This is a genomic window from Sorangium sp. So ce131, assembly GCF_051519095.1.
In the GTDB taxonomy this organism is placed as follows: domain Bacteria; phylum Myxococcota_A; class Polyangia; order Polyangiales; family Polyangiaceae; genus Sorangium.
On sequence record NZ_CP150455.1, the window covers coordinates 2909952 to 2930756 of the forward strand.

16 protein-coding genes are annotated in these 20805 nt (G+C 72.9%); 11 read left to right on the top strand and 5 right to left on the bottom strand.

Annotation, left to right across the window (positions count from 1 at the left end; translation table 11 throughout):
- The first annotated feature begins 39 nt into the window (after positions 1–39).
- The 4 genes from pcnB (at position 40) to WMF43_RS10815 (ending at position 4771) form a co-directional block, all read left to right on the top strand.
- Positions 40–1407 (top strand): polynucleotide adenylyltransferase PcnB, encoded by a 1368-nt coding sequence (gene pcnB, locus WMF43_RS10800; RefSeq protein ID WP_437679508.1) that lies wholly within the window; start codon positions 40–42, stop codon positions 1405–1407.
- Between the two features lie 74 nt (positions 1408–1481).
- Positions 1482–3143, top strand: a complete 1662-nt coding sequence (locus tag WMF43_RS10805) for a transglutaminase-like domain-containing protein (protein ID WP_437679510.1) — start codon at positions 1482–1484, stop codon at positions 3141–3143.
- A gap of 20 nt (positions 3144–3163) precedes the next feature.
- Positions 3164–3577 carry an NUDIX hydrolase gene (locus WMF43_RS10810; protein ID WP_437679512.1) on the top strand — a complete coding sequence of 138 codons (414 nt, stop codon included), beginning with the start codon at positions 3164–3166 and terminating at the stop codon, positions 3575–3577.
- Positions 3578–3967: 390 nt separating this feature from the next.
- Complete coding sequence (locus tag WMF43_RS10815; protein WP_437679514.1) at positions 3968–4771, top strand: TetR/AcrR family transcriptional regulator; 804 nt, start codon at positions 3968–3970, stop codon at positions 4769–4771.
- A 157-nt stretch (positions 4772–4928) separates the two neighbouring features.
- Here the strand turns inward: WMF43_RS10815 and WMF43_RS10820 are convergent, their stop codons facing one another.
- Positions 4929–6638, bottom strand: coding sequence for an oxidoreductase (locus WMF43_RS10820; protein WP_437679515.1), 1710 nt, complete (start codon positions 6636–6638; stop codon positions 4929–4931).
- A gap of 485 nt (positions 6639–7123) precedes the next feature.
- Here WMF43_RS10820 and WMF43_RS10825 point away from each other — a divergent pair, with 485 nt between their 5' ends.
- The 3 genes from WMF43_RS10825 to WMF43_RS10835 all read left to right on the top strand — a co-directional run bounded on the left by WMF43_RS10825 (position 7124) and on the right by WMF43_RS10835 (position 8740).
- A complete protein-coding gene (locus WMF43_RS10825; RefSeq protein ID WP_437679517.1) occupies positions 7124–7519 on the top strand; it encodes a response regulator in 396 nt (131 codons plus the stop codon).
- Between the two features lie 503 nt (positions 7520–8022).
- Complete coding sequence (locus WMF43_RS10830; protein WP_437679518.1) at positions 8023–8379, top strand: response regulator; 357 nt, start codon at positions 8023–8025, stop codon at positions 8377–8379.
- A 7-nt stretch (positions 8380–8386) separates the two neighbouring features.
- On the top strand, positions 8387–8740 hold the full coding sequence (locus tag WMF43_RS10835; protein WP_437679520.1) for a gamma-glutamylcyclotransferase family protein: 354 nt from the start codon (positions 8387–8389) through the stop codon (positions 8738–8740).
- Between the two features lie 5 nt (positions 8741–8745).
- On the opposite strand, the gene WMF43_RS10840 is transcribed toward WMF43_RS10835, so the two are convergent.
- From WMF43_RS10840 to WMF43_RS10850, 3 genes are all read right to left on the bottom strand, one after another.
- On the bottom strand, positions 8746–11442 hold the full coding sequence (locus WMF43_RS10840) for a CheR family methyltransferase (protein ID WP_437679522.1): 2697 nt from the start codon (positions 11440–11442) through the stop codon (positions 8746–8748).
- A 285-nt stretch (positions 11443–11727) separates the two neighbouring features.
- Positions 11728–12378, bottom strand: coding sequence for a hypothetical protein (locus WMF43_RS10845; protein WP_437679523.1), 651 nt, complete (start codon positions 12376–12378; stop codon positions 11728–11730).
- 873 nt (positions 12379–13251) lie between these two features.
- Positions 13252–13986, bottom strand: coding sequence for a TetR/AcrR family transcriptional regulator (locus WMF43_RS10850; RefSeq protein ID WP_437679525.1), 735 nt, complete (start codon positions 13984–13986; stop codon positions 13252–13254).
- A 195-nt stretch (positions 13987–14181) separates the two neighbouring features.
- Between WMF43_RS10850 and WMF43_RS10855 the strand changes: the two genes are divergently transcribed.
- On the top strand, positions 14182–14850 hold the full coding sequence (locus WMF43_RS10855; RefSeq protein WP_437683985.1) for a UdgX family uracil-DNA binding protein: 669 nt from the start codon (positions 14182–14184) through the stop codon (positions 14848–14850).
- A gap of 66 nt (positions 14851–14916) precedes the next feature.
- Positions 14917–16893 (top strand): potassium transporter Kup, encoded by a 1977-nt coding sequence (locus tag WMF43_RS10860; RefSeq protein ID WP_437679527.1) that lies wholly within the window; start codon positions 14917–14919, stop codon positions 16891–16893.
- A 22-nt stretch (positions 16894–16915) separates the two neighbouring features.
- Here WMF43_RS10860 and WMF43_RS10865 read toward each other — a convergent pair whose 3' ends face one another.
- A complete protein-coding gene (locus WMF43_RS10865) occupies positions 16916–18205 on the bottom strand; it encodes a citrate synthase family protein (RefSeq protein WP_437679528.1) in 1290 nt (429 codons plus the stop codon).
- 254 nt (positions 18206–18459) lie between these two features.
- On the opposite strand from WMF43_RS10865, the gene WMF43_RS10870 reads away from it, so the two are divergent.
- Both WMF43_RS10870 and WMF43_RS10875 read left to right on the top strand, forming a co-directional pair.
- Positions 18460–19686, top strand: a complete 1227-nt coding sequence (locus WMF43_RS10870; protein WP_437679530.1) for a citrate/2-methylcitrate synthase — start codon at positions 18460–18462, stop codon at positions 19684–19686.
- 301 nt (positions 19687–19987) lie between these two features.
- Positions 19988–20794, top strand: a complete 807-nt coding sequence (locus WMF43_RS10875; RefSeq protein ID WP_437679532.1) for a recombinase A — start codon at positions 19988–19990, stop codon at positions 20792–20794.
- The last annotated feature ends 11 nt before the right edge of the window (positions 20795–20805 follow it).

The following is a 20805-nucleotide window of genomic DNA, read 5'->3' on the forward strand; positions in this document are numbered from 1 at the left end:
CCTCCAGGCTCTGCCTGGCCGCTTTCTCGGTTGCTGATTATGGGTCGCACGACCCCATCTCCTGACAACGGCACATCGGCGCTCCACGACGCCGAACCTCCGACCTACGACCGCCGCAGCGCCGCCGGCCTGCGCGCCGCGCCCGACAGCGAGCCCATGCCAACGGAAGCAGGCGCCCTCGACGCCGATCCGTTCCGCGTCGAGCTCGTCGACGAGGACATCCCCACCCCGCGCCGCTACCAGGTCGTCTTCGACGAAGCGAGGATCGACCCGGATGTCCAGAAGGTCGTGCGGCGCCTCGTCCGCCACGGCTACCAGGCTTACCTGGTAGGCGGCTGTGTGCGGGACTTGCTGCTGGATCGGCGCCCGAAGGACTTCGACGTCGCCACGAGCGCCCGGCCTGAGGAGGTGCGCGAGCTGTTCCGCAACTCGCGCATCATCGGCCGGCGGTTCCGCCTGGTCCACGTCCTCTTCCAGGGTGGGAAGGTCATCGAGGTGGCGACCTTCCGCCGTAACCCCAAGGAGGACACGGAGGACGGCAGCGAGCTGCTCATCCGGAGCGACAACGCGTTCGGCGTCGCGCACGAGGACGCCCTCCGCCGCGACTTCCGGATCAACGCGCTCTTCTACGACGTGGAGGCGCGGCAGATCCTCGACTGGGTCGGCGGCATGGAGGACGTGCGCCGCCAGGTGGTCCACACGATCGGCGATCCGGAGACGCGCTTCCGCGAGGATCCGATCCGCATCCTGCGCGCGCTCAAGTTCGCCGGCCGGCTCGGCTTCGCGATCACCCCCGACGTCTACGACGCCGTCGTCTACTGCCGCGACGCGCTCGCGCTCGCGGCGCGCCCGCGCCTCTCCGAGGAGATCCTGCGCCTCATGCGCGGTGGTCAGGCGCGCCGCACCATCTACCTCGCGTGGGAGACCGGGGTCCTCGACGTCCTCCTGCCGGAGGTCTCGGCGCTGCTCTACGACGACCGCGGCGACGACGGTCCGGGCCAGCGCCTCTGGCGCGTGCTCGACTACGTCGACCGGCGCACCGCCGAGGACCGGCCGCTCGACGACACGGTGCTCTGGACCCTCCTGCTCCTCGAGCCGATGAAGGAGGCGTGCGACGGCGTCCGCGACCGCGCGGCGGCGGTCGCCGATTTCCTCGAGCCGCTCATCGATCGGCTCGCCATCTCCCGCCGCTACGCCGACGGCATGCGGCGCATCGTCGCGATCCTGCCGCGCCTGGCCGGCGGCCGCGCCGGCCGCTTCGCGCGGACCGACATCTTCCAGCCCGCCCTCGACGTCCTGGCCGCCGAGCTGACGGCCCGCGGGGAGCCCACCGAGGCGATCGATCGGCTCCGCTCCGCCCCGCAGCCGCGGCGCCACCACGCCGACGGCGCGATGTACCGGCGCTGAGCCGCGGGCGGCGCGGCCGGCGATCGGACGGCCGGCGTGGACATCGACGGGGTTTCTGGTTCCATAAGCTCCCGATGCCCCTCCCGGCCGCGCGCCCGCGCCTCGCCCCTCCGCCCGCTCCCGCCGCGACCCGGCGCCGGCTCGCCGGCCGGGCGCGCGGCCTGCTCGCGTTCGCGCTCGCCTGCGCGGTGTCGCCGCTCGCCGACGCGCAGGGGTCGCTCCTGCACGAGTTCATCCCGCCGGATCCGACGGAGGACGTCTCGCTCGCCACGACGACGCTCGACGGGGGCCTCCCGGCGGCGATCCGGACGCCGAGCGGCCTCGCCACGGCGCCGGACCCGCAGCGCCCGCCGGGCGAGCAGCAGCAGGTCTACAGCAACGTCGGCGCCGACGCCTCGCCGGACGCGTCCTACGAGCCGGATCGAGACACCCGCCGGCCGAACGTCGAGCGCTACGACGATCCGTTCTCCCCCGCGACCGCGCCCTTCAAGCGGCTGCAAGCCTACGACGCCGTGCGGGCGGACTACTCGCTCGTCGTGCGCGACCGGAGCATGAAGCCCATCAAGGACGACAGCGCGGTCTCGCCGGGCGACGAGGCGTTCTACGGTGACATCGCGGTCGACCTCGTCCCGAACGAGCCGGTCCGGATCCCGACGGTCGGGCCGGACACGCGGCTCGTGCGCATGCACGTGAACCCGCCCACGCCGGTCGTCCTCCTGCGCGACGGCGCCGACAACTGGTTCGTGCGCGGCGCGACGAGCGCGCGCGTGCGGCTCGTCGTGCAGCTCGCGATCGCGCGCGCGACGTTCGGCAGCGACTTCGCCGACGTGGCGTGGAGCGATCTCGAGCGGTACCGGACGCCGCAAGAGGCCTCCCACGAGGCGGCGTTCAAGCGGGTGGCGCAGGCGATCGGCGTCTCGACCGCGATGCGGCCCCGCGCCGCCGTGCAGAAGATGGTCGAGTATTTCCGGTCGTTCGCGCCCTCGGACGAGCCGCCCAAGGAGCACGGCGACATCTACCTCGACCTCGCCCTCTCGCGGAAAGGCGTCTGCCGCCACCGCGCCTTCGCGTTCCTCGTCACGGCGCTGCACCTCGGGATCCCGTCGCGCATGGTCGTGAACGAGGCGCACGCCTGGGTCGAGGTCTTCGACGGATCGCTCTGGCACCGCATCGATCTCGGGGGAGCCGCCCTCAACATGGACCAGGAGATCGATCCCAGCCGTCCGCCCTACATCCCGCCGCCGGACCCGTACAGCTGGCCGGAGCAGCGCGACTCAGGCCAGGATCTCGCGGACCGCACCCGCGCCGAGCAGGCCGCGCAGGGGCCCTCGGGTCCCGCCGGCAGCGGCAGCAGCAGCGGCTCGGCAGCGCCGCCGCCCTCGGCGTCGCCGGCGCCGACCCCCACGAACGAGCCGGCGGAGCGCGCGGCGGAGCGCACGGAGGTGAGCGTGACCGCGGTGGACAAGGACGTCCGCCGCGGGTTCCCGTTGCACCTGCAAGGGCAGGTCACCAGCGACGGGGCGCCGTGCGGGCATGTCCGCGTCGACGTGATCCTGACCGGGAGCGCCGCGCCGCAGGGCGTGACGATCGGCTCGCTGTCGACCGATGAGCGCGGCCGCTACGACGGGGCCGTCAGCATCCGGGGGGACTTCGCGCTGGGCGACTACGATCTCACGGTCGCGACCCCGGGCGACGTCCGCTGCAAGGCCGGCCGCAGCACGGACGCGGCCCCTTGAGCGGCGCGTCGGGCCCTCCCGTGGATCCCCCGCGCGTCGCCGTCGGCGCGGTCGTGATCGAGCGCGCGTCCGGCGCGCCGCGCGTGCTCCTGATCCGGCGCGCTCGCCCCCCGCTGGAGGGCTCCTGGTCGCTGCCCGGCGGCCGCCTCGAGCCCGGCGAGCGGCTCGCCGACGCCGTGGCGCGCGAGATCCGCGAGGAGACGGGCCTCGAAATCCGCGTCGGCCCGCTCGTGGAGGTCGTGGAGATCGTCGCGAGTCCTTATCACTACGTGATCCTCGATTACGTGGGCGAGCCGATCGGGGGTGCCCTGTCTCCGGGAGACGACGCTTCCGAGGTGGCCCTCGTGCCCGTCCCCGAGTTGCACGCTTATGGCCTCACCGACGTCGCGCTCCGCGTGATCCACCGGGCCCTGGCGATGACGGCCGAGGGCTGAGGCGCGCGGTCCGGGGAGCGCCCGAACTGGCGCGGCCCGCGCGCGGCGGCGGGGGTCGCAAGAAGAGGAGTCCGCCGTTCAAGACCCCTCCGTGCCGGACAGCAGCGCTGTTTTTTTACTGTCCTGCCGCTCCCTGCGTCCGCCGTCCACCGCGCCAGGTTTCAACCCGATGTCGCGTTCTGCGCTGCACCGGCGCCCCGGACCACGTCGGCGCGCGTGGTGTGTCCGTGTCCGATGAAATGCGATGTGCGCAGCCACGGCACGAGAAAAATAGACCGCTTGAACGATCGCGCTCGTCGACATGTCGAGACGCGTCGCTCGATATGCGCGGTGAGGCGCCGCGGGGGTCTCGATTGCGGCGCTTCTGGAGACAGCGTAAACCGGTAGTCCATGAGCTCGACGCGAAGAGCGCGGAAGGAGGAACAGAAGGAAGAGCGGCGGCAGATCATCATCGACGCAGCCTGGCAGCTGTTCCAGGAGACCCCGTATCCCGAGGTCACGATGGCCCAGGTCGCCGAGCGGACCAAGCTCGCGAAGGGCACGCTCTACCTCTATTTCACCACGAAAGAAGAGCTCTTCCTCGCGGTCGTGGAACAAGAGCTCACGAAATGGTTCGAGGACGTGAATCTCCACCTGCTGGCGCTCGACGCCTCCCGCGGCAACGCGCCCGCGGCGCGCCCGCGGCCCTCCCGGGCCCGTCGCGGGCCCGCCGCCGCCCCGGCGCCGGCGAAGGACGCCGCCGCCGACGTCGCCGTGCTCCTGGCGACGAGCCTCGCTGCGCGCAGCGCGATGACGCGCCTGCTCACCATCCTGCACAGCGTGCTCGAGCAGAACGTCGGCTACGAGGCCGCCCTCCGCTTCAAGCTCTCCCTCCTCACGAACGTCGAGCGCACCGGGGCGCTGCTCGAGCGGTGCCTGCCGTCGCTCGCTCCCGGGCAGGGCGGTCCGCTCCTCATCCGCATGTACGCCCTGGTCATCGGGATGCGGCAGGTCTGCGATCCCAGCGACGTGATCCGCGATATCCGCAGCCGGCCCGACATGGCGCTCTTCCGGATCGATTTCGGCGAGGAGCTCCGGACGTCCTTCGCCGTCCTCCTCGGCGCCGCGAGCGCCCTGCCGCTCGGCCCCGAGCGGCTGGGCGCCCCGGCCCTCCGCGGGATGAGCCCCGTGGAGCGGCGACGCCCGGAGACCTGAGCGCGCGCCGGCCCGGCGAGGGCGTGCGCCGCCGGACGGAGCACGGATCGCGAAGAAACACAATCCCCTCGCGCAAGGGAGCCCGTCGCGCAGAGACGGCGTCAGCGCCGAGCGCGGCGCCTGGCGGCCGTGGGTGCTCGCCGGATGGGCGCGGGCGTCACGAGGGCGTCGCGCGGAAGCGCCGCACCCGGGCGGAGCCGGGGCCGCCGTCCTGGGTCGCCAGGCCGAGCGCCGTCCGCGCCGGCGCGTGGAGGCGCTGGAGGACCCGATCGAGCAGGCGGAGCGCGCCGTCGCTCATCTTCACGCCGCGCGGCGAGCGGTAACCGAACGCGACGCCGTCGACCACCTTGTAGGCGTTCTCGGTGGGCGACGCCGGGCGCATCTCGACGACCAGCGCGCCGTCCCGCGTCTTCATGATGACGACGATCTCGCCCGGGCGCGCCGAGGCCTCGACGAACGTCCACCCGCCGGACGTCGCCTCCTTGATCCCGAGCTCGAGCACGCGCTGCAGATCCTGACCCGCGGGGGCGAGCGTCGTCGCCCCCTCCACCCGGATCTCCCCGCCCGGCGGGACCACGCCGCTGCCGAGCGGCATGGCCGGCCGCCGCATCTCGCGCGGCCCGGGGAACGACCACATGTCCGGCGTGATCTCCCCGCCCTCGCGGTACGCCATCTCGATGAGGCGGCTGCGCTCGCGCGAGAGCGCGTCCTCCGACCAGCCGAGGCAGGAGCGCATCATCAGCGTGAAGGGGTCGAAGCGGAGCTCGAACGACGCGGGCGCGCGCGTCATGAGGTCGTCCGGCAGCACGAGGCAGTGGAAGATGCGGACCTTGCAGGGGAGCTCGCGCGCGCGCTCGAGCGTGCGCCGGAACGTGATGGGGCCGTCGCCCGGCAGGCCGAGCAGGATGTCCACCTCGATGTCCGTGAACGTCGAGAGCTCCTCGATCACCTTCGCGAACCTCGACTCGCGGAAGGGGCGCTGCGTGCCGTCGCCGGTGTCCTTGGTGAGCGGCGGCAGCCGCGCTTCGAGGTGCACGCGCGCGACGCCGCGGAGGAAGTCGAGGTGCTCGTCGTGCACGTGCTCCGGATCGATCGAGGCCATCAGCGCCGCCTGCTTGAAGAAGCCGACCTGCTTCTCCGCGGCCACGAGGTTCCGGAACGCCTCCGCGTTCAGGTTGAGCGGCGCGTCCACGATCTGCGCGCCCGGGGCGCCCGCGGCGGCGAGCGCGCGCAGCTCCTCGACGAGGTAGGCCTCCGAGAAGGCGCCCGCGCCGGCGTCGCCCGCGGACACGCCGCAGCTCGGGCAGCTCATCGCGCCGCCGCGGCAGATCGCGAGCGGGACGGCGCGATCGGTCGGGAACAGCTTCATCCGGATCGGCGAGGGCAACGCGTCGGGCGGCACGTGCGGCGCCTCGCCCGTCGAGACCCAGCCGTCGGCCGTGGGCAGGTGCAGCCCCGGCACCGCGCGCAGCGCCTCGGGAGAGCGATCGCTCAGGAGGACGATGTCCCGGAACGTGAGCTCGTTGCCGTGCACGAGGGCGTCGATGCAGGTCGTCGCGTCCCGCCAGGGCGCGAGCGCGAACATCGCGGGGCGCGCGAGCGGGCCCCAGAGGACGATCGTGCGCCCTGGCCGGTTGCGCTGCAGGTGCCGGGCGATCTCGATGAAGGTCGGAAAGGACCAGACGTGCGCGGCGAGGCCGACCACGTCCGCGTCCACGGTCTCGACCTCGGCGATCCACGCGTCGGGGTCCCTCGTCTGCGGGTCGATCACGTGGATCGGCACGCCGGCGAGCTCTGGGGCGGCGAGCAGAGAAGCTTCGACACGACGGATTCCATGGCTGGACGGGGCCCCCCCACCGTCCGGCATGGTTGGCTCCATCGCGAGTAGAGCGACGCGGCGTTCGCCAGGCATCCATGGGAGTCTACCAGGGTGCCTCGCCTGGTGGGGAGTCCGTTCGTGCTCCCTGCGCGCGCCGCTCGCTCGCGGCCGCGCGCGCTCCGGGTCCGCCCTGGTCCGCCCTTCTTGCATTTGGAGCGCAGTCGAGCTTTCATAGTGCCCGGGGCGGGAGAGGGGGCAAAAGCACGTACCAGACCGGCGGGGAGCGGCGGTTTGTCTGGCTGCGCGCATCGCGCCGTCGCCGGCCTGCGCGTGGCGCGCCGCGGCGACGGCGCCGGGGGCTCGCGGCGCGTTTCACCTGAGGGGCTGTTCTCGCCGGGCGTTCCGTCGCGCGCGCTGCGCCGCGCTGCTCGCCGGAGGGCGCTCGCGCGCCATCGCGCGTCGCCAGGGACGGAGAACGGCGGCGCGCCGCGCGGGGCAGCGGCCCCCGCCGCGAGAGAGGCCGAGGGGGAGGTATGCGCGGCAAGCACGTGATCTTGATCGCAGAGGACGACGTCGACACGGCGGCGATGCTGGAGGAGCTCCTGACGCTGGAAGGATACGAGGTCGAGCTGACCGCGACCGCGCGCGGCGCGCTCGACGCGCTCGCGGCGCGGCGCTTCCACGCTGTCCTCCTCGATCTGACGATGCCCGGCATGACGACGGATCGGTTCGTCTCCGAGCTTGTGGTGCTCGGTACGCGCTCTCCCCTCATGATCTTCTCGGCCCGCCTGCCTCATGAGATCCAGGCCATCGCCGCGCGGCTCAAGGCGGCCGTGTTCATCCCGAAGCCGGTGGACATCGATGTGCTGCTGGGCACCCTCTCGAGGGTGGTGCTCGGCCGCTCGAGCGAAGGCCGCGACGGCGGTTGACGCCGCCGGATCGCGCGGCGCCGCGGCGCCCGAGATCGCCGCGCGCCTCCGGCGCTGTCGTGCGCGGCGGTGCGAGCGCGCTTCATGAAGCGGCGGCGCGTGCTCCCACCCCACGTCGCTCACGCTGCCTGGGCGCTCCCCAGCAGATACCGGCTTCGCCGGAGCGCTCCGCTGCGGTACCATCGGGCTCGACGCTGACGCCCGACGCGACACGTATGCCCGAACGCCCCCTGCCAGCGCTGCCTCGCCCGAGCTCCTCCGGGCTCGCGCAGCGCCAGGGCCGGAGCGGCGTCGCCCTCGGGCCCGCTGGCCGTCGGCCCCTCGACGCACGGCACCTACGACACCTACGAGACCGACCAGAGCGACCAGCCACCTTCATGCGCCCCCCTCCTCGTAGATCAGGCCGAGTCAAGCGGACCCCGAGCAGGGATTCAGGGCTTTCCCTGTTTCGCCGCGACGTCAGCCTTTCGCATAGTGATTGATGCACCGTGCCTGCTACTCCCTTGAAGAGGATTCTCGTTGTTGACGATGATCCGGATATTCGAGAGACCCTCGCCGAGCTCCTGCAGGAGGAGGGGTACGCGGTCGCCTCTGCGGCGCATGGCGGCGAGGCCCTGAGCGCGCTCCGAAGCGACCCGAAGCCGGGCCTCATCCTGCTCGACCTCATGATGCCCATCATGGATGGGTGGCAGTTCAGGGCGGAGCAGAAGAAGGACCCGGAGATCGCCGCGATCCCGGTGGTGATCATCTCGGCGACCGGCCGCGACGAGTTTGTGTCCTCGCTCGGCGCGGCGCAGTTCCTCAAGAAGCCTATCAACCTCGAACAGCTGCTCGCCGCGGTCGAGCAGCACTGCCAGTGATCGCGCCGTGCCGCTGTTCGTCTACGGCACGCTGATGCGCGGCGAGCGCTCGCACGCGCTGCTCGGGCGCGCGCGTTGCCTCGGCGCCGCCCGCACGGCTGCGTCCTTCGAGCTCGCCGATCTCGGCGCCTACCCGGCGCTCGTGCGCGGGGGCTCGGTCGGGGTCCTCGGCGAGCTCTACGAGCCCGACGGGGAGACGCTCGCCGCGCTCGACCTCTACGAGGGCTGCCCCGAGCTCTTCCGGCGGGAGCCGATCGAGCTCGACGAGGGCGGGCGCTGCGAGGCGTACCTGATGCTGCCGCGCCAGGTGCGAACGTGTCCCCGGATCGCCTCGGGGGACTGGCGATCGCGGGGGCGGTGAGCGCGTCAGGCCGGGCCGGTGCGGTGCGCGCGCTGTAGCCCCGGCGGCGCGCTCTCGTCCTTGTCGGCTCCGGTCCGGTCGTCGAACACGAGCAGCAGCGCCGGGAGCTCGCCCGCGCCGGTCTCCAGCCGGAACGCGGACAGCGATAACGTGTTGCGCCCGGCGTGCGCGGTCAGGGCCTCGAAGCGAAAGTCGACCAGCGCGGCGCTCCGGTGGAGCACGTCCCGGAGCCGCTGCTCCAGGGGACGGGTGTTCCAGCTGGCCTCGATGGCCGAGAGCGGTCGTCCTTCGATGTCCCGGAGCGAGACCATGAACAGATCGCAGTAGTGCCGGGTGGCCGCTCGGACCCTGAGCTCGCCGTCGAGCAGGAGGATCGGGTGGCGCAGGACCTCGAAGACGGCGGGCATGGTGTCGGACGCGACCGCGAGCTCGCGCCCTGCGCCGCCCGGCGCGTCGAGGCCGCGCAGGGCCCCGTCCGTGAGCCTGCGCGCCGCGTCGCCGCGCGGGAGCACCCTGTCGGCGGCCGTCAGCTCCCCGAGGGGCGACCCGTGTCCCTCCCGCTCGGCGTCGAGGGCGTCGTTCGCCCTGCGCAGCTCGTCGTTGCTCGCGAGGAGCTCCTCGTTCACGCACTGCAGCTCCTCGTTCGTCGCCTCGAGCTCGTCGATGATCGACTGGAGGTACTCCCGCGTGGTCTCGAGCTCCCTGCGGAGCTGGACGAGCTCCAGCTGCCGGGCGGAGTCGCTCGGGGCCGCGTCGAGGACCCCCCGCTCCGGCGGTGTCGCGCCCGGCTCGCTGAAGAGGACGAGGAAGCAGCGCCCCCGGGCGAGCTGCGCCTTGAGCGGCCACACCTCGACGTCGACGCTCCGGAGCCTGTCGCCGTGCTCGATCCTGAGCTGCCGCCTTCGGGCCATCGCGCCCAGCTTCCTCGCCGCGTCGACGGCCTCGCGGAGGCCGAGCAGGAGCCCTGGCCGGGCCATCCTGAAGAGGTGCAGGCTGGCGTCGCCCGGCGCCGGCTCGAGGTAGGGCCCCGTCTTGCCCCGGAACTGGAGGATCTGCATGTCCTCGTCGACCACCACGCCCGCGGGGGCGTACCGCGCGATGACGAGGGCGTCGGCCTCCCTGCGCACCGTCTCCATGCCGAGCCCCACGGCCGCGCTCAGCCTCTCCGGGGCCGGCGCGGGCTCGCTCGAGAGATCGGGCGCGCCGGCGCCGAGCGGGTAGGTCGCCTCGGGCGCGGCGCGCTTGCAGAAGATCCGGTGGGTCCTGTCCACGATCCCGAACCGATCGGGCATCGTGCCGATGCTCTCGGACGAGCCGAGGAGCAGGAACGCCGTGGGCTTGAGCGACTGGTGGAAGGTGTGCAGGAGCCGGCGTTGCAAGCTCGGCTCGAGGTAGATCATGAGGTTGCGGCAGCTGATGAGGTCGAGCTTCGAGAGGGGCGGGTCGGCCGCGGCGTTGTGGCGCGAGAAGATGCACAGGTCGCGGACCGATTTGCTCACCTGGAAGCCGCCTTGCACCCTGACGAAGAAGCGGCGCAGCCGGCTGGGGGAGACGTCGATCGAGATGCTCTCGATATAAATCCCGTCCCGCGCCCAGTGGATGGCGGCCTCGCTCAGATCGGTGCCGAAGATCTGGAGTATGCGATCCTCCGCGTCGGCCTCGAGGAACTCGAGCAGGGAGATCGCGAGCGAGTAGACCTCTTCGCCCGTCGAGCAGCCCGGCACCCAGATGCGAACCGGCGAGTCGAGCGGCCTCTTGTGCATGAGCACCGGGAACACGTGCGTCTTCAGCGCGGCGAAGGCGCCTGGATCCCGGAAGAACGCGGTGACCCGGATGAGGAGGTCCTGGTAGAGCTCCTGGAGCTCGGCCGGGTCCGCCTGCAGGTGGTCCACGTAGTCTTGCAGTGTGGCCAGCCGGTGGAGCGTCATTCTCCGCTGGATGCGGCGCTTCAGCGTGCTCTTCTTGTAGTGGCTGAAGTCGACGCCCGTCGAGGCGCGGAGCAGCCCGAAGAGCTTGCCGAGATCGGGATCCGCCCCGAGGGACGGCCCCTGCGCGAGCGACGGAGCGAGCGTGTACCCGGGTCGACCCATCCTCACGAGCTCCGCCGCGATCTCCTGGACGCTGAGGATGAAGTCGACGCCTCCTGCTGCGACGGCGTTCCGCGGCAGCGACGGGCGCTCGGCGGTGCGCGGATCCTCGGCGAAGGTGACCCCGCCCTCCGCCTTCACGTCCTTCAGCCCGAGCGCGCCGTCGCTCCCGGCGCCGGAGAGCGCGACGCCGACCGCGCGCTCGCCCAGCTCGCTCGCGAGCGAGCGCAGGAAGACGTCCGCGGGGCTGCTCGGGCCTCCCTCGCCGCGCGGCGCGACGTTGACGATCCCGCCGGCGAGCGTCGCCTGCACGTCCCGGGGGAGGACCTGGACACAACCCGGGATGAGCCTGGCCCCGGATCGAAGCTCGGTCACGGGGAGCGGGCTGCACTGCGCCGCGAGCTCGAAGAGCGGGCCCTCCTCGGGGCCGGCGTCGTAGATGAGCACGAGGGAGAGCTCGGTATCCCTGCTCGGGAGGTGCCGGAGCAGCTCCGCGAGCGCGCCGCGCCCGCCAGCGGAAGCGACGGCGCACACGACGGGAAAACGCAGCTCGCTCCCGGAATGCGGCGCGGTCGCCGCGGCGAGCTCGCCCGCGTCGAGCTGGCGCCCTGGCACAACGGCGCTGCCGGATCGAGGCGCGGTCCTGCTTTGGCCCGGTGCCTTGAGTTGCGTCCGGCGTGACTTCTTCTGTTCGGGCATTGGCATTCACGCGGTCGGGTGCGCTCTCGGGCACCTCGCCGCCGTGGAAGATCTAACGAGGACGATGCCACGTTTGCGGTATGCGGTCAGGCGATGCGCCTGCGATTGTCCGTGGACGTTCAGACCGAACGTCGGGCGCGACGCCTGGAGGCCCCCACCATCCTTCCTCATCAAAAGGTTACACTTGCGTCCGGCGGCGCCTTATTCACGCCTCCATCGCCCGGAGTCCAATTGTTTGAGGAGCTGATCGAGCTGCTCCAGGGTGCACGCAGAGTGCTCCGACGCGGCGCGGGCGGAACGCTCGAGCGTGAACAGCGCCCTCTCGTCGAGCAAATGGTTGGCTTGGAGTCTGATCAAGGACTTCAGCGCGGCGTCGTGGCGCGCTCGGGCGGCCTGGGCCGCCGCCATCGCGCGGTGCAGGCGCGCCCGGGGGGGCTCCAGGCGGTCCACGCTGGACCACCTCTTCTCCGGGGAGTCCCCCAGCGCCGCGCCCCGGGTGGGCGCCTCGGGCGCGGCGAGCCGCGCGGGCGCCCGCTCCACGTGCGCCGGCGGCGCTGCCCCGCCGTCTGCGCGGCGCGGGGGCGCCCCACGCTCGTCGCCGTCGTCGTCACGGCTCCTGACCGCGATCGCACGATCTCCGCTCGGCTCCACGGCGGCCTGCAGCTTCGCTTCGTCGACGATCTGCTTCGTGGCGTCGTTGACGAGGAACACCTGATCCGCGTCGTGAAATCGCTCTGCCCGCAAGGTGCGCAGCGCAGAGCACGCCGTCTCGAGCGAGCGGATGTGCTTCATGAGCGCGAGCCGCCTGCCGCGGAAGCGAACGTAGATGCTGTAGCTGGTATGGGATGCCATCTGCATCTCCTCGCGTTGTGCGAACGCGTCCCGCCGTGTTCGGCGCCTCTCCTTGATAGCAGTCTTCAGGGGCAACTCGCCACAGCGCAGCGGCCGGTCCGACACGTCGAGTCCTGTCTGATTACGTTCCCACGAGCTCTTGGCCTGCGGCCCATCCCGCGGGCCGCGGCGCCGCGGCCCGTTGAAGGACTCACGCTCAGACCATCGCGAGCAGAGCAGTCGACCGTAGGCGCGCTCCGCCGCGCTGCGCGCGGTCGACCGTAGGCGCGCTCCGCTGCGCTGCGCGCGGTCGACCGTAGGCGCGCTCCGCTGCGCTGCGCGCGGTCGACCGTAGGCGCGCTCCGCTGCGCTGCGCGCGGTCGCCGTAGGCGCGCTCCGCTGCGCTGCGCGCGGTCGCCGTAGGCGCGCTCCGCTGCGCAGCGCGCGGCGGGCACGAGCGGCCGTGGCGCCCTCATAAGCGTTCCCGGAGCAACCGCCCGTTACGGCCCAGTTGTATGCTCACCACGACCCCCTCGATACACATCCGGCCCCTGACGGGGAAACGCCCGAGAGCACCTGCTGTCGGCCGAACGAATGCCTGTCGAGGGGCACGGAGCACACGCCCGGATGCGCGTCCCCGAAGAGGGGGCGCGTCCACCAGCTTTCCCCCAGGCCGCTCGACCGACCCCTCGCTGTTCCCCCACGCCTGCCCGACCATTACCTCAGCAAGCGCCCGACGAATGGCTAGGGGAAAGCGGAATCCCGTGTCAGGTGTATCCCGGACGCCAGTCCGGATTCCTCGGCACGTTTTCCACACAGGTGGAACGTTCAGGAAAAACCCTAGCGGGAGGGTGTTGCTGGGCGCGCGCAGCTCCGTGACGCGCAGGGCGCGCCTCAGGTCGGCTTGGCCCTGGACCGCCTGCGCTCGCCGCGCGAGCCGCTGGCCGGAGGGTCGACCGCCGCCTGCCGTGCGCTGTGCGGCGCCGCTTCCGTGACTGCCCGGTCAGCGACGGCGCGCGCCTCCGGGGCGAGCAGGCCCTGCGCGAAGAGCTGGAGCACCTGCGCGCACCAGGCGGGGATGTCCGGCCGGGAAGGCGCGTCGATCAGCTTGCGCACCAGGCGGTCGAACGCGCCCGAGATGAGCGCGGCGATGACGCTGGGATCGAGATCGCGCCGGTAGAGGCCGATGTCCGTCGCATAGCGGATGGTGCTCTCCACCTGGCGCTCGACGCGCTGGGCGAACTCGTCGATGAGGTAGGCATACGGGGCTCCGCCGCCGCCCGCCTGCATCATCTTGAGCAGCGCCCGGTTCTGCCAGCAGAACTCGAGCACCTCGATGTCGTGGGCGTGGACCCGCTTGAAGTACTCGTTCAGCGAGCCTTTCTCGCCCTCCTCCATGAGCATGGGCGGCGGCTCCACGCACCCCGCGAGCCGCGCCACGAAGGTCTCCACGATCTGCTTGAAGCAGTCGTCCTTGCTCTGGAAATGCAGGTAGAACGCGCCCTTCGAGACGCCTGCCCGCTCGGTGATGTCCTCGACCCGGGCGGCGGTGAGCCCGCGCTCGGTGAAGATCACCTCCGCGGCGCGGAGCAACTCGATCCTGGCGCGGCGATCGGCGAGGCGGGGCATTCTGACTGGTCGGTCACGTTAGAGGGAGGGAGGCACTATGGGAATGCGGCCTGGGGCAGTCAAGGCGGCTGGGGGCCGCGTCGCGCGCGACGCGCTGCGTCCGCGCTCGCGCGGCGCGCGTCGTCGTCGAGGCGCGCGTCGTCGTTGGGGCGCGCGTCGTTGAATCGAGTGGCACGAGCGGTGCCCGGGGGGAACATGGCGCACGTGGCAAGACGAACTGCAGCAGGACGCGACCCCGGCGCCGGCGCGGAGACGGCGGCGCCGCTTGTCCCCAGCCATCCCACCCTGCCGAGCCTGCGCGAGGCGGCCGCGGGCTGCAGGGCGTGCCCGCTCTGGGAGCGGGGGACGCAGACGGTGTTCGGCGAGGGCGCGGCGCGGTCCGGCGTGCTGCTCCTCGGCGAGCAGCCGGGCGACATGGAGGATCGGGCGGGCAAGCCGTTCGTGGGCCCGGCGGGGCAGCTGCTCGACCGCGCGCTCGAGGCCGCGGGCATCGAGCGGAGCCGCGCGTACGTGACCAACGTGGTGAAGCATTTCAAGTGGGAGCCGCGCGGCAAGCGCCGCATCCACCAGAAGCCCGACGCGCGCGAGATCCGCGCCTGCCTCCCCTGGCTCGCGGCCGAGATCGCGGTCGTGCGGCCGGAGATCGTCGTGTGCCTCGGCGCGACGGCGGCGCAGGCGCTCTTCGGCAGCGCGTTCCGGGTCACGCGCGAGCGCGGCCGCGTCGTCGCCTCGCCGCTCGCGCCGCGAGCGCTCGCGACCGTGCACCCGGCGTCGATCCTCCGCATCCCGGACCAGGCCCAGAGGCAAGCCGAGCTCTCCCGCTTCATCAAGGATCTCTCCGCGGCGGCGCGGCTGCTCGGCTGACGCGCCGCCGCCGGCGCGCTCCGCCTGCTCGCGGGGCGCACGTGCGATGGAGTAGGATTCGCCCCGATGACCACAAGCCCACAGCCTGCTCCGGGCGCAGCGCACCCGGCGCCGTCTCCATCGGCCGAAGGCGCCGCGGGCGCCGAGGGCGCCCGCGGCGCGAAGGACGCTCACGGCGCGAAGAAGATGTGGCCGCTGATGCTCGCGGCGCTCGGGGTCGTCTACGGCGACATCGGGACGAGCCCCCTCTACGCGATGAAGGAGTGCTTCAGCCCCGCCAGCCCGCACCACGTCGCGCCGACGCCCGACAACGTGCTCGGCGTGCTCTCGCTGATGTTCTGGTCGCTGATGATGGTGGTGACCGTCAAGTACGTGACGTTCATCACACGGGCGGACAACGAAGGGGCGGGCGGCATCCTCGCGCTCCTGGCGCTCGTCCCGAGCAGCGATCGCAAGGACGACCGCCGCGGCCTCCTGGTGCTGCTCGTCCTCTTCGGCGCCGCGCTCCTCTACGGCGACGGCGTGATCACGCCCGCGATCTCGGTGCTGTCGGCCGTGGAGGGCCTCGAGGTCGCGACGTCGACCCTGAAGCCCGCCGTCGTGCCGATCACCTGCGCGGTGCTGCTCGCCGTGTTCCTCGTGCAGAAGCGCGGCACGGCCGGCGTCGGGACGATCTTCGGCCCGGTGACGCTCGTGTGGTTCCTCGCGCTCACGCTGCTCGGGGCCAAGGAGATCCTCCACAACCCCGGCGTGCTCCGGGCCGTCTCGCCGACGTACGCGGTGAGCTTCTTCGCCCACAACGAGCTGCACGGCTTCCTGATCCTCGGCGCGGTCGTCCTGTGCATCACCGGCGGCGAGGCGCTCTACGCCGACATGGGGCACTTCGGCCGCGGGCCGATCAAGTACACCTGGTACACGATCGTCTGGCCGGGGCTGCTCATCAACTACTTCGGCCAGGGGGCCAAGCTCCTCGAGGACCCGGCCACCGCCGCGGCGAACCCGTTCTACGCGCTGGTCCCGTCGTGGGCGCTCTACCCGACCGTGGCGATCGCGACCGCGGCGACGGTGGTGGCGTCACAGGCGCTCATCTCCGGGGCCTTCTCGCTGACGCAGCAGGCGGTGCAGCTCGGGTACTTCCCGCGCGTCACGGTGGTCCACACCTCGAAGGACGAGGCGGGGCAGATCTACGTCCCGGAGGTGAACAGCGGGCTCCTGGTCTCGTGCCTCGTGCTGGTGCTCACCTTCCAGAACTCGAGCGCGCTCGCGGCCGCGTACGGCATCGCGGTCACCGGGACGATGGGGATCACGACCATCGTTTACTACGTGGTCACCCGGCGGACGTGGGGGTGGCCGGCCTGGAAGTCGCTCCCCCTGGCCGGGCTCTTCCTCGTGATCGATCTCGCGTTCTTCTCGGCGAACAGCGCCAAGTTCTTCCACGGCGGCTGGGTGCCGATCGTGATGGGCGCGGCGACCTTCACCGTGATGACGACCTGGAAGACCGGGCGCAAGCACCTCGCGGAGGCGATCAAGTCGGCGATCCTGCCGCTCGACATGTTCCTCGAGGACGTGCGGCGCATGAAGCCGCACCGGGTGCGCGGGACGGCGGTCTTCATGGCCTCGAACCCGGAGGGCACGCCGCCGATCCTGCTGCACCACGTGAAGCACAACCAGGTGCTGCACGAGCAGGTGGTGCTGCTCTCGATCCAGGTGCTGAACGTGCCGGAGGTGCCGGCGGACCGGCGCACGACGGTGATCCCGCGGGGCGAGGGGATCTACCAGGTGACGGCGTGTTACGGCTTCATGCAGACGCCGAACGCCCCGTCGGTGCTCGAGGGGTGCAAGCGGCACGGCCTCACCATCGATCTGGCGAGGACCAGCTACTACCTCGGCAGGGAGACGCTGCTGACGACCGGGAGCTCGAAGATGTCGCGGTGGCGCAAGGCGCTGTTCGCGTTCATCTCCCGGAACGCGCGGCCGGCGACGGCGTACTTCGGGCTGCCGCCGAACCGGGTCGTCGAGCTCGGCATGCAGGTCAATTTCTGAGCCGCGCGGCGGGGGCGCGCGATCACGGCCCGGTGTAGCGGGCGCGGGGCCGCAAGAGGTACCCGGCCTCGCGCTGCTCGAACGCGTGGGCGATCCACCCCGCGGCGCGCCCCACCGCGAAGAGCGCCGCCGCCGAGCCGGCCGGCAGCCCGAGCGCGGCCGAGATCGCGACGAGGCCGAGGTCGAGCGACGGCGGATCGAGGCCGGCGTCGCGCAGCGCGTCGACGAGCGCGAGCACCGTGCGCAGCGCCGCGCTCTGCGGCGCGAGCGCGCGCGCCGTCTCGAGCAGCGCCTGCGCGCGCGGATCGCCGTCCGGGTAGAGCCGGTGCCCGCAGCCGACGATCGGCTCGCCGCGGCGCAGGCGCTCGTGGACCGTGGCGGCGGCGCGCTCGGGGCGGCCCGCCTCGGCGACGAGCGCCTCGACGCGCTCGGTGACGCCGCCGTGCCGCGGGCCGGAGAGCGCGGCGATCCCCGCGCTGACGCAGGCGTAGAGGTCGGCCCCGGTGGAGGCGGCCACCCGGACCGCGAACGCCGAGGCGTTCAGCTCGTGATCGGCCGAGATCAGGAGCGCCCGGTTCACGGCGCGCTCGGCCTTCTTCGTGGGGTTCGCGCCGAGGGCGATCAGCACGCGCCGCGGCGTGCCCTCGGCCTCGAGCGCGGCGGCGGCGGCGCGCGCGTCGCGCCCCAGGCCGACGAGCGCCGCCATCGATCGCACGAGCGCCCGCGCCCGCGCGCGCTCCGCGTCGGTCGTGGGGATGCGCCCGTCGCCCGAGGGGGCGCCCACGTGGCGGGCCGCGTCGTGCGCGCCGAGCGCGGGCACCGCGAGCGCGAGCGCGGCGAGCGGCGGCGCGCCGTCGGGCAGGAGGGCCGCGATCTTCGCCGGGCGCAGGCCGAGCCGGGCCGGCCGCGCCGGCGGCGCGTCGCCCTCGGGCAGCTCCCCGGTCCAGAGGAGCTCGGCGACCGCGTCGAAGGGCACGTCGGCGAGCGCCAGCGCGACCGCCTCCTTGCCCCGGTACACGGGCCCGCGCGGCCCGATCGCGGTGAGCGCCGACTCGAGCACCGGCTCGCCCCACCGGAGCGCCTCGGCCGCGACCGGGCCGTGCCCCGCGCGCGCGTCGTGCCGCGCCTTGAGCCGCTCGATGTCCGCACGGAGGTAGAGCCGCGCGCGCCCCCGCCCGCCCGGCACGCCCCGGAGCACGCCCCGGCTCGCGTACGCATAGAGCGTCTCCCGCTTCACGCCGAGCAGCGCCGCCGCCTCGGCGCCGGTCACGTACGCCGAGGGGCGCGGATCCGAGCCAGGTAGATCAACCATGATCGTGCATCGACCTTAGATCAACCACGCCGCTCGATCCATCGCGGCGCGGCCGCGGATCGCCGGGAGAGCCCTGCATTTCTGGGTCGAATCCCGGCGAGGGAGGCGGAGGAGCGCCGAGGGGGCAGGGCGCGGGCCGCCCCCCGCGCGGCGCGCGTCGACCCGCTGTCTATGTCGTTCATAGTTGATTGTACAATCAACGTTGATCAACTTGACGTCAGGCCCAATCCTACGCTCCAGCGGAGGTGGTTCGGATGAGGGATACGGCGGCGCCGCTCGCGAGCGGCCTGGAGGGCGTGGTGGTGGCGGAGACGCGGCTGTCGGAGGTGGACGGGGAGCGGGGGCGGCTCACCCTGGCCGGCCATGACGTCGAGGAGCTCGCTGGCGAGGGCGGGGCGACGTTCGAGGACGTGTGCGGGCTGCTCTGGCGCGGCGCGCTGCCCGCGCCGGCGGAGCGGGAGGCGCTCCGGGCGGCGATCGCCGAGGGGCGGGCGCGGGCGTTCGCGCTCCTCGGGCGGCTCGGGGATGCGCTCGAGGCGCCGGACGGCATGGACGCGCTCCGCGCCGCGGTCGCGCACCTCGGGAGCGACGCCCCGCCGCCGGCGATCGCGGGGGCGGTCGCGACGTTCGCGGCGGCGTGGGCGCGGCGCCGGGCGGGCGAGGCGCCGGTCGCTCCGGATCCGGCGCTCCGGCACGCGGCCGACACCCTGCGGATGGTGCGGGGGGCGGCGGCGAGCGAGGCCGAGGCGCGCGCGCTCGACACGTACCTCGTGACGGTCTCGGATCACGGCATGAACGCGTCGACCTTCGCCGCGCGCGTCGTGACCTCGACCGGCTCGGACGCGATCTCGGCGGTGGTCGCGGCGATCGGCGCGCTCAAGGGGCCGCTGCACGGCGGCGCGCCGGGGCCGGTCCTCGACATGCTGGACGCGGTCGACGTGAAGGCGGGCGACGTGAAGGCGGGCGACGTGAAGGCGGGCGACGTGGAGGCGGGCGACGTGAAGGCGGGCGGCGCGGAGGCGGGCGAGCGCGCAGCGACGGTCGCGGGGCGCGCCGAGCGCTGGATCCAGGCGGAGCTCGCGGCGGGCCGGCGGATCATGGGCATGGGGCACCGGATCTACCGGGTGCGGGATCCGCGGGCGGCGGTGCTCGAGCGGGCGATCGAGCGGCTCGGTCGGACGGCCGGCGGCGCGCAGGGCGCCCGGCTCGCCCTGGCGCGCGCGGTCGAGCGCGCGGCGGAGGCGGCGCTCCGCGCGCGGCACCCGGAGCGCCCGCTGCGCGCGAACGTCGAGTTCTACACGGCGGTGCTGCTCGACGCGCTCGGGCTGCCGCGCGCGCTGTTCTCGCCGACGTTCGCGGCGGGCCGGGTCGCCGGGTGGTGCGCGCACATCGACGAGCAGCGGCGCGTGGGGCGGCTGATCCGGCCTAGCTCCCGCTACATCGGGGGCGTCCCCCAGACGGCGGCAGCGTCGCTGAGCTGAACAGCACGATCAGCTGATCCGCAGGATTTGTAATCAGAATTACGTATCCTGCGGCTGTCCCGGGACCATGGCGCTCCTGGGACCGGCAATGACCTACCCCGAAATGCCGTGCCTACCGGGCACCACCGGCGGTGCTATTCCGGTTAGCTGGTGCCCGTTCTCGCTGTCCTCGCCGCAAATTCGCCGGACAGGGCCGTTCCACTTAAAAGGAAGGGCAAAGGAGAACGCAGCGCGCGCGGGTAGGACGTTCTTCGTCCGGCAAAGTTGGCAGCTTCGCGGGGGTACTGTTACCATGTTCAGTATGTCGCCCGTCGCTCTTGCCGCTCCTCTCGCCCGGGACCTCCTGCGCCACACCCTTCCCGAGTTCGAAGCCCGCGCCAAGACGCTCCCGCTCAGTATCCAGGAAATTAACGACGCGCTGCCGGAAGGGGGGCTGCCGCGGGGTGGGGTGGTGGAGCTCGCCGCGCCGCGGGGGCTGGGGCGTTCCACCTCGATCGCGCTCTCCGCCTGCGCGGCGGCGCAGACCGAGGCCCGGCTGCGCGGGACGAGCGCGACCGCGGGGGCGTGGTGCGCGTGGATCGACCCGAGCGGCTCGCTCTTCGCGCCGGCGGTCGCGCGCGCGGGCGTCGACCTGGGCCGGCTGCTCGTCGTGCGGCCCCCCCTGGAGGCGCTCGCGAAGGTCGCGGTCCGGGTGGCGACGAGTCGGGCGTTCTCGGTGGTCGTGATCGACGTGGCCGGCGTCCCGGGCGCCTTCGGCCAGGGCGCGGGCAAGGGGGAGCGGAGCGCGCCCGCGGCGGGGCGCCGCGAGGAGGATCTGGCGCGCTGGGTCAACGTGGTGCGCAAGCTCGCCCTGGCGATCGAGGGGAGCGACGGGACGATCCTGCTGCTCACCGACCGCCAGGCGGCACGGCCGATGCCTCTGCCGGTGGCGATGCGGCTGGAGCTCGAGCAGGTCGCCGAGGATCGGCTGACGGTGCGCGTCGCCAAGGATCGCCGGGGGCGCGTGACCTCGCCGACCACGGTGGTGCTGGGGGAGCGGTCGAGGGCAGACTCCAAGGCGGAGCGGGCGGCGGGCAGCGAGCCGCGGCCGGCGCTGTCGCGGGTGTGAGGGAGGGAACA